Below are 18,389 nucleotides of genomic sequence, written 5' to 3'. Positions count from 1 at the left end.
AGACAGGGTGGTCAGACCACAGTCAGGGTCACGACGGCCGGCGAACCGTCATCATTGACCACCTTGACCTGGGTGCCGGGGTTGGGGTCCTGGATTCGCACCGTGTGGGTCAGATTGCCCAGTGGCGCGGAGATGTTGACCTTGAGCCCGTATCCCTGCAGGATCTGTGTGGCCTCATCCTGGCTCTTGCCTTTCACGTCGGGCATGCTGATGAATTGCGGCCCCTTGGAGACCACCACGTTGACCGCATCGCCCCAGTGCAGCTGTTCCTGGGCCTGGTGGGAGGCGGAGATCACCTGGTTGCGGGGCACCGTGTCTGACCAGTCCTCGCTGTAGTTGACCTTGAGCCGGAGGGCTTCCAAGGCCGCCTTGGCATCATCCCTGGCCTTGCCGATGATGTCGGGCATGGCCACCGGCATCCGCCCCTTGGACAGGACCAGACTGACCTTGGTATCATGCCGGGTCCTGGTTCCCGGGGCCGGTTCCACCGAAATCGCCGCTCCCTCGGGAATATCCATGGAGTACTGGTCCTTGGAGGAGTCATGGTCGATCTTGTCGAACCCGGCCGCCTTCAGGGCTTGCAGGGGGTCCTTGCCGTTGGAGGTGTCCGGCATGAGGATGTCCTTGGGCACCGTGGCCTGGCGAATCCCCTTGGAGACGGTCAGGTTGAGACTGCCGCCCCGCTTGCTGATATGGGCTCCGACGGTATCGGGATCCGCGGCCATGATGGCCCCTTTGGGCACCTGGTCGCTGAAGTCGTAGTCGGTGTCGACATCGATGCCTGCGACCTTGAGTGTGCTGGCGTACCTGGCGTAGTCGGCGCCGATGACCTTGCACTCCTGATTCTCGGGGCAGGAGATGTCGTCCGGCTTGGGAAGGGCGACATAGCTGCCCGGACCCAGGTAGTACCACCAGGCGCCACCGCCGCCTCCTGCCAGGGCCAGCACCAGCAGAACCACCAGCGCGATGATCAGGCCCCTATGCCGGTGCTTGGGTTTGGCCGTTTCGGCACCTTGCTGCATGGTCTGGACGGAAGCCGGAACGAGGCCTGTATCGGCGGGGGATGCTGTCGGGTCCTGAGGCTGCAGGACGGTTGTGGTTTCTGCCCGTGAGGGGGTGTCCACGTCGTTGAGCCGATAGCGCCTGGTCGCTGCGTCCGCATCATCGGTTTCGGGCGGGGCGGGCACATTCAGGACCGTGTCCGAATCCTCCGGTTCGGTTGCTGCAGCGATGGTCTGTGTGGCTGCGTCTTCGGCATCGTCGCTGGGTGCCGTGGCTGCCTGCCTTGGCGGTTCGGTCATCTCAGGGTTGGCGGACCCGGGCTGTCCGCTGGCTGCGGCTGCCGCGGTCGCTGTGGCTGTTGCAGGCAGCACGTAGTCCATGGCCTGCCGGTCCAGTCCCCTGACCACCTTCCTCAGGCTCTCCAGGGCCTTGCCTGCGTCGTCCGGGCGGTTTTCCGGTGAGCGGTCGGTCAGCCCGGTGACCAATGCGGCCACGGATGGGTCGATTCCCGGGCAGGCCTGGGCCAGGGAGGGGACGTCCTCGTGGACGTGCTTGAAGACGATGGTCACCGGGTTGTCGCTGGCGAAGGGGACCGTGCCGGTCAGCATCTCGTAGGCGATGATGCCCACGGCATAGAGGTCGCTCTGGGGTGAGGCCTCATTGTTCTCGATGGTTTCGGGGGCCAGGTAGGCGGCCGTGCCCATAAGCATGCCCGTGGAGGACAGGGTGGCCTGGGCGGCGGCGCGGGCCAGGCCGAAGTCGGTTATCTCCACATGGCCGCGGTCGTTGATGAGGATGTTTTCCGGCTTGATGTCGCGGTGGATGACGCCGGCTCGGTGGGCGGAGGCCAGGCCGTCCAGTATTTCGCCCACGATCCGCAGGGTCTCCTTCAGGGGATAGACGCCCTGCCGGGCCATGTCCCGCCGCAGGCTGATGCCGTGGACATACTCCATGACCAGGTAGTCCAGCCCCTGATCGACGCCGGTGTCGTAGACCTGGACGATGTGGGGGTTGGCGATGGCGGCCGCCGACCTGGCCTCCCGGCGGAAACGCTCCTCGAACTGGGCCCTGTGCGGGCCCTGGGCCAGCATGGTGTGCATGATCTTGACCGCCACATGCCTGGACAGCCGCAGATCCAGAGCCTCGTAGACCGTGGCCATGCCACCTTGCGCAATCTCGCGCAGAATGCGGTAGCGCCCGTCTATGATCCGGTCGCTGGTCCTCTCGTCCGCTTCACTCATGCTCGTCTTGTCCGGCCCTCTGCACCTCGGAGGCCTGACCGGCCTCGGCATCAATGGAAGATACACGTTCATGATACCCGGCGGTGGTGGCAAGCGGCAGGAAGCGTCTGCAGGCCTTGAGGAAGATGGCTCGGCCCTCTGTCGACAGCTGCAGACCATCGGCCAGGGCCTGGGCTCGGGCCTGGGCTCGGGAGGACAGACCGGCAATGCGTCGACGACTGGCTTCCACGGCCCCGCAGGAGCGCATCAGGTCACGGACCATATCCACCTGGGCATCCTTGCGGCGTTCGGTCGGGGAACCGTAGAGTCGGCGGACCTCCTTGGCCTGACTAGGGCCGGCCATGGCCAGGGTGTCGGCCAGGAGGACGGTCCGCTTGCCCTCACGGATGTCGCCTCCCACAGGTTTGCCGGTGTGGCGGTCGTCGCCTGCCACATCCAGCAGATCGTCCTCCAGCTGGAAGGCCAGACCCAGATCCAGGCCCAGGGCGCGTACCGAATCTTTGTGCCCTTCCAGGTCCGTTCCGGCAGCCAGCAGGCCCAGGGCCAGGGGGGCCATGGTGGTGTAGGAGGCGGTCTTCCAGGCCATGGTGTGCAGGGCCTGACTGCGCAGGCGTTTCGGATCGTCCAGTGGAGCCTCTTCCATACCCATGTCCAGGATCTGGCCGGTGACCACGGCCGTCTGCATGGCTTGAAAGGCTCTGCCGATGGCCGATTCCTGAGGCAGGCCGGCAGCCGCCTGGAGGGCCATGGTTGTGCTCAGTGATGCCAGCAGGTCGCCAAGGAGGATGCCCAGGCCGGTGCCACGGGCATCGGGGCCTGCGGGGAGACGGTCGCTTGGATCGTTTCCGGCGGCCGACCGGCTCAGGGCCAGATGGGCGGCAGGACGGCCCCGACGACGGGGGGAGCCGTCGATGATGTCGTCGTGGACCAGGGCGCTGGTCTGATAGACCTCCAAGGCGCAGGCAAGGTCCACTGCCGCCTGTTCACGGTCCGGATTCTGCTCGGATTCCAGAGCCCGCCAGACATCGCAGAGCAGGAGGGCGCGCAGTCGTTTGCCGCCACGGCCTGCCTCGATTGCCTGGTGGATGACCTCCTGCAAAGCCCCCTGTGAGGGGTTCTGATCCAGGGGATGGTCAGGTCCGGGCTCTGGAGCAGTCAGGTGGTCGCATTGACTCCGGAGCAGTTCCTCCATGCGTTGTTCGACCCGTGCTGCAGTCACGCTCTTCATGTCTTAGAGCCTATCCGCATATCTGCCCAGCAGGCAGGCTGCAAGGCCCCTGGTGGATGGGTGACCCCACTTGACCACATGATCGGCTGTGGCCTTCCTAACGGTTCCAGCTGGTTCAGGATGGTGCCCAGGCTCCCCGGACCACAGACCGGGAGCGGATGGGAGGCGATGACGGCATGAACGATTCATATGAACACGGCATGACAAAACTGGTGGAGAACTATCGAGAGGGTCGACGACGATGGGGCGTGGAAGATGCTGACAGGCGATGGCTCCAGCAACCCTTGACAGACTGGACTGTCGGCTTGAGGGGTCGGCAGCAGGCTCACCCGCCTCTGGACTCCGACTCGGCGGACCGTCTGGCTGTGGCCATCAAGGAAACCCTGGCCATACGCGACGGGCTGATTCTGTCAATCCTGGCGCCTGAGCCTGGTCTGCACGCTGACCGGCTGCTGGACCTGTGTGTGCGTCCCAACGATGCGTCCAATGTGACGGTGCTCTGCAACATTCTGGATGCGGTCTTCAAGGACCCTGCCACGCGGCCGGACCATCCGCGTTGCCGGGCCGGGCTGGCCATGCTTGAAGCCATAGCTGATCAGGTTCCGCCGGGGTTTCGGTCCCAGCCCCTGGCGGTCGCGGCCTACGTCGACTGGTGGAGTGGGGGATCCCGGGCATCCGGGTTCGCCGAGGAAGCTCTTTCCGACGACCGCTCATGCAGTCTGGCCGCCATCGTCCTGGCTTTGATCGGCCGCGGCATCGAACCGGCCTGGAGGCAATCGGGCTGAATCGGGAATAATCGTCCCCCTGGGGTGGTTCACTTAGTGAGTCTAAGATTTGACCTTGCCATAGCTGTGCCTTGAAAGCAGTGTCGGCGGGTGGGATGATCCAGGAGGAGAATTTGGCCACGAAGGACACCAAGTCAGCCAAGACAGCCGCAGTGGATACCGGGAAGGGCCGGACCAGTTCAACCGCCGGCAAGACCAAGACCGCCACCAGGTCCAAGACCAGCAGCAGCAAGGCGTCCCGCAAGACCGCAGCCCGCAAGACCGCAGCCCGCAAGACCGCAGCCCGCAAGACCGCCACTGCCAGCACTTCGACGGCCAAGACCAACCGTCGCCCGGCCTCCAAGACCAAGAAGAAGGTCGAAGAGGAGCCCATCCTGCAGCCGGAGGAGCAGGAGCCCGACGAGGACCTGCTCAAGGACCAGGAGGACGACGACCAGCTGGACAAGAGCGAGGATCAGCTGGAGGACGAGCCCGACGAGGATGATCAGGAGGAGGACGAGGCCCACCAGGTCGAGGATGAGGCCGAGGAGGACCGCAAGGCCGCCCATGCCCTCGCCGCCAAGGTCAAGGGCGCCTTCGTCGTCGACGATTCCGATGACGATGAGAATGTCACTCCCTCAGGCAACCCCAAGCGTCGTGTGGTCACCGCCGGCGCCACTGCCGATCCCGTCAAGGACTACCTCAAGCAGATCGGCCGCGTCAGCCTGCTGAACGCCGAACAGGAGGTGGACCTCTCAGAGCGTATCGAGGCCGGCCTCTATGCCCAGCATCTGCTGGACACCGAAGGCGAGGGCATGGACTTCAAGCGCCGCCGCGAGCTCAAGTGGGCCGCCAACGACGGGAAGAAGGCCAAGGACCATCTGCTGGAGGCCAACCTGCGACTGGTGGTCTCCCTGGCCAAGCGATACACCGGCAGAGGCATGCTCTTCCTGGACCTGATCCAGGAAGGTAACCTGGGTCTGATCCGTGCGGTGGAGAAGTTCGACTACACCAAGGGCTACAAGTTCTCCACCTACGCCACCTGGTGGATTCGTCAGGCCATCACCCGTGCCATGGCCGACCAGGCCCGCACCATCCGTGTGCCCGTTCACATGGTCGAGGTCATCAACAAGCTCTCCCGCGTCCAGCGTCAGATGCTGCAGGACCTGGGTCGCGAGCCCACCCCCGACGAGCTGGCCCGTGAGCTGGACATGCCCGTCGAGAAGGTCCAGGAGGTCCAGAAGTACGGGCGCGAGCCCATTTCCCTGCATACCCCTCTGGGCGAGGACGGTGACTCGGAGTTCGGCGATCTGATCGAGGACACCGACGCCATCGCCCCCTCGGATGCTGTGGCCTTCTCCCTGCTGCAGGAGCAGTTCCAGCAGGTGCTTGAGACCCTGAGCCCCCGCGAGGCCGGCGTCATCAAGATGCGTTACGGCCTGGAGGATGGGCAGCCCAAGACCCTGGACGACATCGGCCGCGTATACGGGGTCACCCGTGAGCGCATCCGCCAGATCGAGTCCAAGACCATGTCCAAGCTGCGGCATCCTTCGCGCTCGCAGACCCTGCGTGACTTCCTGGATCAGTGACCTCTGCGCCCGGCGGGGAGGTCCGGATGCTGTCGAGGCCTCCTTGCTAGAAATGGTCATCGGTGCGTAAGCGACCGCCCATGCGAGGACCCGTGTCCCCTGGGCGCCAAGAGGTGAACGGCGAGGAAAATGGTGGCGAAAAAGCCTGAAAAGGGAAAGTCCTATGGTGCCGGCAGTCTGACGGTCCTGGATGGCCTGGACGCAGTGCGCAAACGTCCAGGCATGTACATCGGGACCACGGACAGCCAGGGGCTCATGCACTGCCTTTGGGAGATCATCGACAACGCCGTGGACGAGGCCCTAGCCGGCCAGTGCGACCACATCAAGGTCATTCTGCACAAGGACGGCTCCATCGAGGTGGACGACAACGGCCGAGGCATCCCCGTCGATATTGAGCCTCGAACCGGGCTGACCGGCGTGGAGGTGGTCCTGACCAAGCTTCACGCGGGCGCCAAGTTCGGCAACTCCTCCTACACGGCCGTGGGCGGCCTGCACGGCGTGGGCTCTTCGGTGGTCAACGCCTTGAGCTCCCGACTGGACGTGGAGGTGGACAGGGATGGCAAGACCCACCGGATGCGCTTCCACCAGGGTCATCCCGGCACCTACCAGGACCCAGATCCGGAGCGGCCCTCGCCTGACTCGCCCTTCAAGCGCACCAGGAAAAACCGGCCTACACCCCTGGAAGTAGTGGGCAGCGTGCCCAAGTCCCGGACCGGGACCAGGGTGCGCTACTGGGCCGACCCAGAAATCTTCAACCCCACGGCCCGGTTCAGCTACGCCCAGCTGATCGACCGGGTGCGCCAGACCAGTTTCCTGGTGCCCGGCCTCAAGATCACCGTGATTGACGACCGCATCCCCGCCACAGGAAGCGCCGAACAGGACCTGCGCCTGGAGGTTGACGGCGAATCCGCTGCGGAGCCGGACAACCAGAACGTTCAGGACGATCAGGAAAACCTTCATGGATCTTCCAACAGCGACGATCTCTCTGAAGAAGGCACCGAAGGCGAACGTGCCGAGGACGCGCAGCCGGATGATGCCGACCTTTCGGCCACCGAGCGGGCCGACCGGGCCATGCTGCAGCCGGAGGACGAGTCCGGCCATCAGCGCGTGGAGGAGTTCCTGCACACCGGCGGGGTGACGGACTTCGTGGACTTCCTGTCCAAGGGCGAGCCGGTCAGCGACATCTGGCGGATCAGCGGCCAGGACACCTACCAGGAGGAGACCCAGCGGGTGGGCTCGGACGGTGAGTTGCACGCCGAGCAGGTGGAACGCGTCTGCGGGGTGGATATCGCCCTGCGCTGGGTCAACGATTACGATTCAGTCGTTCGCAGCTTTGTCAATGTGGTGGAGACGCCCGGCGGAGGCATGCATGTGGACGGGTTCATGAACGCCATGACCCGCCAGGTGCGCAAGGCCGTGGAGGCCAACGCCCGCCGCCTCAAGGTCAACCTCAAGGATTCCCACACCAAGGTGGAGCGAGACGATGTCCTGGCCGGGCTGGTGGCCGTGGTCACCGTGCGTATCGCCGAGCCGCAGTTCCAGGGCCAGACCAAGGACGTGTTGGGTACGGCCCAGGTCAAGCCCATCGTCACCCGGATGACCGACGACCAGTTCGGCCAGATGATCAGCGGCTCCAAGCGTGGCTTCAAGGAGCAGTCCGGTCAGGTGCTGGAGAAGATTGTCGGCGAGATGCACGCCCGCGTCCAGGCACGCAAGACCAAGGAGGTCACCAGGCGCAAGAACGCCCTGGAGTCGGCCTCCATGCCCTCCAAGCTCTCGGATTCCATGCCCGGCAACGACGACATCGCCGAGCTGTTCATCGTCGAGGGCGACTCCGCCCTGGGTACGGCCAAGGCAGCCCGAAACTCCATGTTCCAGGCCCTGCTGCCCATCCGTGGCAAGATCCTCAACGTGCAGAAGGCTTCCCTGTCCCAGATGCTGACCAACAAGGAGTGCGCCTCCATCATCCAGGTGGTCGGCGCCGGCTCGGGGGCCAGCTTCGACATCGACCAGGCCCGCTACAACAAGGTCATCATGATGACCGATGCCGACGTGGACGGTGCCCACATCCGCATCCTGCTGCTGACCCTCTTCTACCGCTACATGCGGCCCTTGATCGAGAATGGGCGGGTCTACGCTGCCGTGCCGCCCCTGCATCGAATCGCGCTTGCAGGCAAGAACAAGGGGAAGTTCATCTACACCTATTCGGACGATGAGCTGGAGGGCAAGCTGGCCGACCTGCGGGCCAAGCACATCGACTACAATCCCGATGTGCAGCGCTACAAGGGTCTGGGCGAGATGGACGCCGACCAGCTGGCCGACACCACCATGGATCCCCGGACCCGCATGTTGCGCCGCATCCGCATGGAGGATGCCGCTCAGGCGGCCGGCATCTTCCCCCTGCTCATGGGCGACGACGTGCCGCCCCGCAAGCAGTTCATCGTGGACAATGCCGACGACTTCGACCGGAGCAAGATCGACACCTGATCGACCTTCAGCAAGGCCCAAAGGGACGGGGAGAGGAGTGTGACGCATATGGACGATCCCTTGGATAATTTCTCCCCGCAGACGGCCGGCTGGTTCCGCCAGGCCTTTCCCGACGGGCCCACGCCGACCCAGATGCAGGCCTGGCCGGCCATCCGCTCAGGCGGTGATGCACTGATCATTTCGCCCACCGGGTCAGGCAAGACCCTGGCTGCCTTTCTTTGGGCCATCGACGAGCTCATGACCATGCCTCGGCGCTCCCGGAAGCCTGGGGTCGCCGTGCTTTACATTTCGCCCATGAAGGCCCTGGGGACGGATGTGGCCCGCAACCTGCAGGCTCCGCTGGACGGTATGGCCGAGCGATTCGAACAGCAGGGACGCAAAGCGCCCAAGGTCAGGACGGGCATCCGCACCGGGGACACCGACGCCCGCGGCCGCAGGGCCCTGGCCGCCCATCCCCCGGATATTCTGGTCACCACCCCTGAATCCCTCTATCTGATGCTGACCTCCAAGGCAGCCAGCACGTTGAAGAATGTACAGACCGTTATTGTGGACGAAATCCACGTTCTGGCGGGCAACAAGCGCGGGGCTCATCTGGCCCTGAGCCTGGAGCGGCTGGACGATCTGGTTGGACAGCCCGTGCAGCGGATCGGCCTGTCGGCCACGGTACGGCCGCCCGAACAGGTGGCACGTTTTCTGGGCGGCAGCCGTCCGGTCAGTCTGATCCAGCCCAAGTCGTCCACGGCCATGGACCTGCGGCTGATCGAGCCCCTGGAGGACATGGGCGATCTGACAGTGCCACCCGGCGAATCCGGCGAAGAGGGTCAGGGGGGCGACCAAAGAAGCGGGTCCATCTGGCCTGCCGTCGAGCGGGCCATTCTGGACCAGGTCCTGTCCCACCAAACCACCCTGGTCTTCGTCAACTCACGAGGTCTTGCCGAGCGTCTGACCGCCCGGTTGAACGACCTGCACCAGTCCGATCTGCAAGCGTCCGACCACCGTGGCCGAGGCAGCAGTGGGCAGGACCGTCCAGGTTTACGCCCAGAAACAGACCAGCCCACGGGCAGGGTTTCGCAGGCCAGGGAGCCCGCCCACTACGATTCGGCCACCGGGTCCACCTCCGAGAGAACATCCGGCCAGCCTGTCGACCAACCCATTGCCATGGCCCACCATGGTTCGGTGTCCAAGGAGCGCCGCCGCCAGGTGGAGGACGACCTCAAGGCCGGCAGACTGCGGTGCGTGGTGGCCACCTCCAGCCTTGAGCTGGGCATCGATATGGGCTCGGTCGATCTGGTCATCCAGGTCAACGCCCCGCTGTCGACCGCCTCGGGGCTGCAGCGGGTGGGCCGGGCCGACCACCAAGTGGGCCGGGTATCGCAGGCCAGGCTTTTTCCCCTGACCCGCGAGCAGATCCTGGAATGCACCGCCAGCATGGAAAGCATGGTCCAGGGTGATATCGAACCCACCGTCATGCCCAGCAGTCCCTTGGATGTTCTGGCCCAGCAGACTGTGGCCGCGGCCGCCATGGGACCGCTCAAGGAGCAGGATTGGCTGGCCACGGTCAGACGGGCCGCGCCCTTCGCCCACCTGGACCAGCAGGTCTACCGGGCGGTGCTGGGCATGCTCAGCGGCGCCTACACCTCGCAGGACTTCACCGCCTTCCGCCCCATCCTGGTCTGGGACCAACAGACAGGCACGCTGACGGCCCGCCCCGGCGCGCAGCGACTTGCGGTGACCTCCGGAGGCACCATTCCCGACCGTGGCTCCTATAGTGTGGTTATGCCCTCCGAGGCCGCCGGCGGCAAGCCCCGCCGAGTGGGGGAGCTGGACGAGGAGATGGTCTACGAGTCCCGCAAGGGGGATGTGATCACCCTGGGCACCACCTCCTGGAGGATTCAGCAGATCACCCGCGACCGTGTGGTGGTGGTGCCCGCTCCGGGACGCTCAGCCAGACTGCCCTTCTGGCACGGGGAGGGCACCGGCCGTGACCCCGCCTTCGGCCGTCGTCTGGGCAGGCTTGCCAGGGAGTTGTCACAGGGCCTGATACCGGCGGTCCAAACTGCCTCCGGTCGGCCGGGCTTCACTCAATCCGTCTGTTCTCGTCTGTTGGAGGACGGCCTGGACCGTCCTGCCATCAACAATCTGGCCGCCTTTCTGGCCGAGCAGCAGGCCTCCACCGGCCGGGTGCCCGACGATCGACACCTGGTGGTCGAGCGTTGTCCCAACGAGGAGGGCGACCTGAGACTGATCCTCCATTCGCCATACGGCCGCAGGGTCAACGAGCCCTGGGCCCTGGCCATCGCCGCCCGGCTCTCCCGCGAGCGCGGCTATGACGGTTCCGTCTGGGCTGGGGAGGATGGCATCGTCGTGCAGATCCCGGGCACCGATGCCTTCCTGGATGATCAGCGAATATTCGGATTCAGCCCCGATCAGGTGGAGCGCGAGGTCCGACGGCATCTGGTTGGCTCTGCGCTCTTCCAGGCCCGCTTCCGCCAGTGCGCAGCCCGCTCGCTCTATATGCCCAGGATGGAGCCGGGCCGCAGGGTTCCGCTTTGGCAGCAGCGTCTGCGGGCCTCCCGTCTGCTGGACGCGGCCCTGAAGGAGAATGACTTCCCCCTGGTTCTGGAGACCATGCGTGAGTGCCTGCAGGACGTCTACGACATGCCTGCCCTGTGCGAGCTCATGGCCGACCTGGAGCAGGGGAGCGTCCGTCTGGTCCCGGCCTCCACCAAGACTCCCTCGCCCATGGCCTCAGGGATGCTCTTCGGCTACCTGGGGACCTTCATGTACCAGTACGACATGCCCAAGGCCGAGCGCGACGCCGCCATGCTGGCCATCGATTCCGACCTGCTGGAGCAGATGGTCGGGCAGGTGGACATGGCTGACCTTCTGGATCAGGAGACCGTCGACCAGGTGACCGCTGACCTGCAGCGGCTTTCGCCCAGGACCCGGGCCAAGGGGGCCGAAGGACTGGCCGACCTGCTGCGCACCCTGGGCCCCATGGATCTGGCCGGGATTCTTCGGCGCATGCGCGGTCAGGAGGACCAGCCGGTGACCCAGGCACAGGTCAGGGCCATGCTCAAGCAGCTGCAGGCCCAGTCCAGGGTGGTCCAGGTCAGACTGGGCACCCGCGACTGCTGGGTATGGGCCGGTCAGGCGGGGCGGCTGACGGCGGTCCTGGGGCCCGGCATCATCCATCCATCCTCCCGGCCGACAAAGCAATCGGAATCGGACAGCGAGGCCTTCGACCAGCTGGTCAGGCAATACGCCGCAGTCCATGGGCCGTTCACCACCGAGGACCTGGCCGGTCACCTGGGCCTGGGCAGTGCTCTCTTGGAGGACAGGCTGCGTTCCCTGGTCGCACGCGAGCTGCTCATGACCGGGGTCTTCCCCCGTCCCGACCTGACAGTCTATGACGAGCCCGGATGGGAGGGAGGCGAACCCCGCCGAGGATGGCTGGATCCCGAGGTCTTCCGTCGGCTGCGCTCGCGGTCCCTGGCCAAGGCCAGCAAGGCCGCCAGGCCGGTCCCCGGTCATGTCTACAGTGACTTTCTTCTTCACCGGCAGGGTCTGGCACCCCTGGGCCAGGAGCCTTTGATGGGCACCGAGGGACTGCTGGAGGTCGTTGCGCAGCTGGAAGGGCTGGCTCTGCCGTCCGAACTCTGGGAGTCGGCTATCTTCCCGGCCAGGGTGCGTGATTACGGTCCGGCATTGATGGACGATCTGCTGGCCTCGGGTCAGGTGGTCTGGGTGGGGTCCGACCAGGGGGAGGGCCCGCTGGGCGCCATGACTTTTTATCTGGCAGAGGATTTGGATCAGGAGCTTCCAGCACGGTCCGCCGATTCCCCGTCGGCCACGGATGAGATCGGCAAGTCGGGCAACCTGGACAACCCGGGCGATAGGGAAGAGGCCCTGCTGGATGTTTTGGCCGATGGGGGAGCCTACCGCTTCGATCGGCTTCTGCGCGCCTGTGCCGGCCGGAGTGGGGATGACCTTGAGCCCCCTGTTTCTGAGGCCCCCGACCAGGAGGCCATGGCCCGGTCGCTCTGGGGCCTGGTCAGGCGTGGACTGGTCACCAACGCCTCCCTAGCTCCGGTTCGGCGCCTGGTCCGAGGATCAGGCTCACAGACTTCGGGTAGGACGCGCCGTTTGCCCCATGGTCTGCGTGGACGCGGCAGGCCCTTGGGTCGCGCGGCCTTGACACGGACGGCCGGCTCATCAGCGCTGTCAGCGGCGACGGAGGGATTCTGGACCCTGGTTGCGGATGAGCGCGGAGCATCGGGGATTGGCATGGCCGATTCAAGCGACAAGCTCAGAAGCAGCCAGGACGATGACCGGCAGCGGACCGTCCGCCTGGTCCACCAGGGGCAGGCCATCCTGGACCGTTATGGGCTTCTGGCCCCGGTCCTGCCCGAAGTGCGATCCCTGCCCGGCGGATTCTCGGCCCTCTATCAGGTTTGCAGACGCATGGAGGAGGCCGGCCAGTTCACGCGTGGGGTCATCGTGGACGGTTTCGGCGGTGCCCAGTTCGCCCCCCGGGAGGTGATCGACCAGCTCAGGGACTTCCAAGAAGGTGAGCGCAATGATGATGGTGAAGGTGGATCGAAGCAGCGGCCGCCCGAACCCGTGGTCATGGATGTGACCGATCCCGCCAACCTCTATGGCACGGCCCTTGCCTGGCCGACCACATCAGGGGATGCCGGCGGTCGTCCCATTCGGCGGATGGGGAACCTCCTGGTGCAGAATCGAGGCCGCGCCCTGGTTTATGCGGCGCCCAAGGGGCATCATCTGCTGGTCTTCGGTGAGCCCGAGCGTGGATTGCTGGAGGCCGCCTTCGCCCAGCTGGCCTCATGGCTGAGGCGGGGCGGGCAGGGGCGCATCCTCTTCAGTAATGCCAATGGCCGGCCCCTGACCATGCGCGAACCGGTGGGCATGGCCCTGGCCGCCGCCGGATTCACGGCCGGGCCGGGCGGCATGGCCCTCTACTGAGTCTTTTTGCTGAGCGCCCTCAGGCCACGAAGGCGATGGGCGCTGCCAGCTCCTGGCCGGAGGCATCCCGACGCATGTCCACATCAGGCAGTTCGACCGGGGAACCGGCAGCGGTGCTGGCGTGCAGGGGCCAGGCGCCCACCCGGGCCAGCAGCAGGGTGTCCTGTCCCTTCAGGAAGCGTTGGGAGCGCACGCCTTTCGTTCCGCGGCCCTTGACCGGATACATCTCCAGCGGGGTCAGCTTGGCCGAGCCGTTCTCGGTGCCTGGAAGGGCCTCGGAGTCGCCGGCCACGGTCAGGACCACGGCCCCGGCCTGGGTGCTCATACCATCCTCGCCGGTCTCCTGGTAGGTCCAACCGATCTCCCCGGCCGGCACGACCGCGAAGGTGGCGACCTGGCAGCCCTGGGCCAGACGGATGCCCGCCATGCCGGCGGCATTGCGGCCCTGAGGGCGAACCTTGTCCCCGGTGAAGGTCAATAGGCTGGAATCCGAGGAGATGAGCACCATGCGGTCCCCGTCCTGGCAGGGGGCCGCGAAGACCACCTGGTCGCCGTCCTTCAGGTCGATGACCGACCAGGAGTCCATGGTGGTCGGCGACTCGCGGTTCCAGCGCTTGACCGTGCCCAGGCGTGTGCCCAGGGCCAGAGGTCGGGAGTCGGCCATGTCGATGACGGTGACGGCGTGCTCGTCGGCCTGGGGTTCGGTGCTGGCGGTTCCGCCAAGGAGCTCGTCAGCCACGATGCCCCCGCCCAGGTTGGGGTTGGCGGTGGCCGGGATCAGCGGCAGGTCGGCCACAGGTGCGGTGATCAGCCGTCCAGCCGTGGTGACCAGGCCGTAGGTGGCCAGGGTGGTGGTGGCGAATATGGCGATGATCTGGTCGTCGTGCCCACGGTCCTGGTTGCGCGGGCGGGACCGCCAGGCATCCAGGGCGCCCGGGGTGCTGCGTGCCAGCAGGCCGGTGGCGCTCATCATGACCGTGCAGGGCTTGTCCTCCATGTGCAGGTCGCCGCCGTCGCCACCGCTGCCGCTTCCTCCGCCGGCCAGCAGCGCAGCCTGGGAGCCAGCACCCACTTTGCCTGAGGTTTGCTGAGTGGTCTGTTGATCGCCGGCCGCCGACTGCACGGGGGCCAGGTCACCGGAGGGCTCCTTGTCCAGGATGACCGTGCGCCTGGGCGTGCCCCACTGGGCCACCGCCTGATCCATCTCCTGGATGACCACCCGGTCCAGCTCGGACGAGGAGCCCAGAATCCGCTCCAGTTCCTCCAGCTGCTTGTTCAGGTCGTCGCGCTCGCCCTCCAGCTCGATCCGGCTCATCTTGGTCAGCCGCCGCAGCCGCAGGTCAAGAATGTACTGGGCCTGGGTCTGATCCAGGTCGAAGACCGCCATCAGCCTGGTCTTGGCCGCATCCGCGTCGTCCGAGCTGCGGATGACCTGGATGACCTCGTCGATGTCGACCAGGGCCAGCAGGAGCCCCTCGACCAGGTGCAAACGCTCCAGGGCCTTCTTGCGGCGGAACTCGCTGCGCCGATGGATGACCGTGCGCCGGTGCTCCACCCAGACCTCCAGCAGCTCCTTGAGCCCCATGGTTCTGGGCCGTCCGTGGACCAGGGCCACGTTGTTGATGGTGAAGGAGTCCTCCAGGGGCGTGTACTTGAAGAGCTTGCCCAGGACCTTAGCCGGGTCGAATCCCGTCTTGATCTCGATGACCAGGCGGGTCCCGTTGTGCCGATCGGTCAGGTCGATGGCGCTGGAGATGCCCTCCAGCTTGTGGTTGCGCACCCCATCCGAGATGCGTTCCAGAACCCGCTCTGGGCCCACCATGAAGGGCAGCTCGGTGACCACGATGGCCTTCTTGCGGGCGGTCACGTTCTCCAGGTGGGTGACGGACCTGGTCACGAAGGCACCCCGGCCGTGCTCGTAGGCCTTGCGGATGCCGTCCCGTCCCACTATGATTCCGCCGCCGGGCAGATCCGGACCGGGTACGTAGCGCATGAGCTCGTCCAGGCTTGCGTCCGGGTGGGCCATCAGATACTTGGCGGCGGCCACCACTTCGCCCAGGTTGTGGGTGATCATGTTGGTGGCCATGCCAACGGCGATGCCCGAGGCCCCGTTGACCAGCAGGTTGGGGATGGCCGAGGGCAGGACCTGGGGCTCCTTGAGCTTGTTGTCGTAGTTGGGGGAGAAGTCCACCGTGTCCTGGTCGATGTCGGCGTTCATGCCCAGAGCGGCCGGGGCCAGCCTGGCCTCGGTGTAGCGGGAGGCCGCCGGTCCGTCGTCCAGGGATCCGAAGTTGCCGTGGCCGTCGACCAGGGGCAGGCGCATGGCGAAGGGCTGGGCCAGGCGGACCATGGCCTCGTAGATGGATGAGTCGCCATGGGGGTGCAGCTTGCCCATGACCTCGCCCACGGCCCTGGCGGACTTCATGTAGGGGCGGTCGGGGTTGAGGTTCATCTGACCCATCTGGTAGATGATCCGCCGCTGGACCGGCTTGAGTCCGTCACGGGCGTCGGGCAGGGCCCTGGCGTAGATGACCGAGTAGGCGTATTCCAGGAAGGACTTGCTCATCTCCTCGTTCAGAGGGGTTTCGACGATGTGCTCCTTGACCTGCCTGGGGTCGTACCCCGCCGCCTTGCTCCTGCGATGAGTTGCCATGCTCCAGCTCCTGCTCCTTCACGTTCCGCCTTATGATAACCGGACGGTCCGCCAAAGCATTCACAGCAGGGATGCAGTGTCGGCCTGGGGTCTGACCGTGCTTGAATGGAAGGCATGGGTCTGGATACACCTGACATGAAGGAACTGCTGCAGCCGAGTCCGCCTATCCGATACGGGGACCGGGCGGGGGACAGGCAGGTTGGCGGGGCCAGGCATCTGTCCGCCGTCCTGCCCGCTCTGAGCGCCTGTCTGGGAACGCCCGTGTCCACTGACATCCATCCGTCTGCCAAGACCCTCCAGGAGGCTCTGGGACTGCCGGAAGCCCGGTCGGTGGTCGTCGTCCTGGTGGACGGCCTGGGATTCTGGAACCTGGTCAGCCGCCAGGGCCATGTGCCCTACCTGCGCTCGCTGCTGTCCGAGCCCATCAACCAGCGTCCCCTCTACACCAGCCTGCCCTCGACGACCGTGGCGGCCATGGGGGTCTTCGGCACCGGAACCAGCCCTGGACTGACCGGCATGACCGGCTACACCCAGCTCAATCCGGACACCGGCCAGCTGGGTCAGATGATCCAGTTCAGGGGGGCTCAGGATCCCGAGCGTCTGCAGCGCCGCCCCACGGTCTTCGAGACCCTCCAGGCGCAGGGTGTCCGGGTGACCTCGTCGGGTATGCCGCGTTTTCGTAACTCCGCCCTGACACGGGCTGCTCTGCGCGGCGGGGAGTATCTGGCCCACAACCACTCCCGTCAGCGTCTCCTGGCCGCCTGCGAGGCTGCCCGCAAGCCGGGGCTGACTTACCTCTATATCCGCGATGTGGACAAGGTGGGCCACCACAGCGGTTGGGAGGGCGAGGAATGGGTGGCCGCCCTCGAAGTGACCGATGCACAGCTGGCCGAGCTTCATCACCGCCTGCCCGCCGGGACGCTGACGGTGATCGTGGCCGATCACGGCATGGTCGAGGCTGATCCGGACCAGCGCATCGACATCGCCCAGGACCCTGAGCTGAACCGGGATGTGCGACTGGTGGGCGGTGAGCCCAGGGCGGTCATGCTCTATCTGGACCAGGGGGCGGATCCCCAGGTGGTGGCTGCACGCTGGCACCAGCGTCTGGGGGAGCGGGCCTGGGTGCTGACCCGGGATCAAGCCATCCAAGGGGGCATCTTCGGCCCTGTGGACACCCGGGTTCGACCCATGATCGGCGACCTTCTGGTTCTGGCCGGCGACCGGGTCACCCTGGTGAATTCTGCAGATCAGACTGATGCCGCGACCAGACTACCTGGTGTGCATGGCTCATGGACCCGTCTGGAGACGCAGATCCCCTGCCTGATCGATCTGGTCTGACTACTTGCCGAAGAGGATCTCGTCCCAGCTGGGTACGGCCGACCGCCCGGAGTGCTTTTTGGCCCGCTTGCTGCGGCGGCCCTCCCTGGGCTCGTCCTCCTGCTCGTCCTGACCGGCATCATCGTCTTGTTCCGGCTGCTGGCTCTGCCCATGGTTCTGTACGGGCAGGACCATGGTGGATTCATTGTCTCGGATGGGAGGATGCTCGGCCGTGTCGGGGTCCTCGGTCAGTTCCGCACTGGGGTGGCTGGGCTTTCGCTCGGCTGTCCGCTCCTGGCCTTCCTTGGGCTTGCCATAGAGCCAGGCTGTGAGTGCCGCTTGGCGCTCGCCGTCCTCCTGGTCGTCCGAGCTACGGTCCTCTTCCTCGATTCGGGCAAGGGCATCCTCCTGGTTTGGAGGTCGCCTGTCGGTCTGGTCGTCGATCTCTTCGGCGGGACCCTGGTCCCAGCCGGGACGCTCCTGGCCATGGTCGTCTTCGGAATCGTCCAGCAGCATCCTGGCCGCCCCGTTCATGCAGGTCACGGTGTTGTCATGCATGTTCCAGGCCCAGCGGGCGTTGAAGATCCGCTTGTCCAGCGTAAACACGCCGTTGATGTTCCAGGGTTCGTACCCTCGTCTGGTGGCCTGCCAGGAAACCTGTGACAGGCTGACCCCGGCACGGGCCAGCACCTTGCCGATCAGTTCCTGGTAGTTTCGCCCGCCCGACCCCTTGGGCGCCGGCATGGTCAGGAACTGCTCGATGGCGTACTTCTTTTCGGTCTCCACAGGGGCCGCGAAACGCCGTACCAGCGCTTCGTTGACAGCGTATTGCTGAGCCACCTGCTCTGGGCGGGCGCCGGCGCGCACAGCAGCCTGAATGGCTGATACAGGCAGTGGCTTGGACTTGCCGGTCTGGGGGTCCACGTCCTCTTCCTCCTTGACCTGCTTGGCCTCAAGAATGGCGCGATCAAGCGCATCGTCGACCCTTACGGCGAAGTGCCGGTGGTCACAGACGAAGACCAGATCGCCCCTGTCGTCGACATGGTCAAAGCTGGCCACCCTGGTCCCATTCTCAGACATGCACGCCCCTATCCTCTTACGGTTCCTTTACACGGCCTTAGG

Annotated in this window: 9 protein-coding genes; 5 read left to right on the top strand and 4 right to left on the bottom strand. The window is 65.7% G+C overall.

Features of this window, described 5'->3' with window-relative positions:
• Window positions 1-11: 11 nt before the first annotated feature.
• Window positions 12-2,243, bottom strand: a complete 2,232-nt coding sequence (locus H3U89_RS00380) for a Stk1 family PASTA domain-containing Ser/Thr kinase (protein ID WP_198179203.1) — start codon at window positions 2,241-2,243, stop codon at window positions 12-14.
• Window positions 2,236-3,471, bottom strand: a complete 1,236-nt coding sequence (locus H3U89_RS00375) for a polyprenyl synthetase family protein (RefSeq protein WP_198179205.1) — start codon at window positions 3,469-3,471, stop codon at window positions 2,236-2,238. The genes H3U89_RS00380 and H3U89_RS00375 overlap by 8 nt, the downstream gene beginning before the upstream one ends.
• 176 nt (window positions 3,472-3,647) lie before the next feature.
• On the opposite strand from H3U89_RS00375, the gene H3U89_RS00370 reads away from it, so the two are divergent.
• The 4 genes from H3U89_RS00370 to H3U89_RS00355 all read left to right on the top strand — a co-directional run bounded on the left by H3U89_RS00370 (window position 3,648) and on the right by H3U89_RS00355 (window position 13,297).
• Window positions 3,648-4,256 (top strand): DUF4192 family protein, encoded by a 609-nt coding sequence (locus tag H3U89_RS00370; protein WP_198179212.1) that lies wholly within the window; start codon window positions 3,648-3,650, stop codon window positions 4,254-4,256.
• A gap of 113 nt (window positions 4,257-4,369) precedes the next feature.
• Window positions 4,370-5,824, top strand: coding sequence for an RNA polymerase sigma factor (locus H3U89_RS00365; protein WP_415873545.1), 1,455 nt, complete (start codon window positions 4,370-4,372; stop codon window positions 5,822-5,824).
• Between the two features lie 129 nt (window positions 5,825-5,953).
• Entirely contained in the window at window positions 5,954-8,311 is a 2,358-nt protein-coding gene (locus H3U89_RS00360; protein ID WP_198179229.1) for a DNA gyrase/topoisomerase IV subunit B, read from the top strand.
• 48 nt (window positions 8,312-8,359) lie between these two features.
• The gene (locus H3U89_RS00355) at window positions 8,360-13,297 is read left to right on the top strand and encodes an ATP-dependent helicase (protein WP_198179231.1); all 4,938 of its coding nucleotides are present in this window, start codon (window positions 8,360-8,362) and stop codon (window positions 13,295-13,297) included.
• Window positions 13,298-13,316: 19 nt separating this feature from the next.
• Here the strand turns inward: H3U89_RS00355 and H3U89_RS00350 are convergent, their stop codons facing one another.
• Entirely contained in the window at window positions 13,317-15,950 is a 2,634-nt protein-coding gene (locus H3U89_RS00350; RefSeq protein ID WP_198179233.1) for a DNA gyrase/topoisomerase IV subunit A, read from the bottom strand.
• 114 nt (window positions 15,951-16,064) lie between these two features.
• Here H3U89_RS00350 and H3U89_RS00345 point away from each other — a divergent pair, with 114 nt between their 5' ends.
• Window positions 16,065-17,288 carry an alkaline phosphatase family protein gene (locus H3U89_RS00345; protein ID WP_198179235.1) on the top strand — a complete coding sequence of 408 codons (1,224 nt, stop codon included), beginning with the start codon at window positions 16,065-16,067 and terminating at the stop codon, window positions 17,286-17,288.
• Here H3U89_RS00345 and sepH read toward each other — a convergent pair whose 3' ends face one another.
• A complete protein-coding gene (gene sepH, locus H3U89_RS00340; protein WP_198179237.1) occupies window positions 17,289-18,347 on the bottom strand; it encodes a septation protein SepH in 1,059 nt (352 codons plus the stop codon).
• Between the last annotated feature and the right edge of the window lie 42 nt (window positions 18,348-18,389).

The sequence above is a fragment of the Bifidobacterium sp. W8104 genome, assembly GCF_016100735.1.
GTDB classification, from domain to species: Bacteria; Actinomycetota; Actinomycetes; order Actinomycetales; family Bifidobacteriaceae; genus Bombiscardovia; species Bombiscardovia choladohabitans.
The sequence above is the reverse complement of the archived record's forward strand: the minus strand, read 5'-3'. Positions and strand labels throughout refer to the sequence as shown.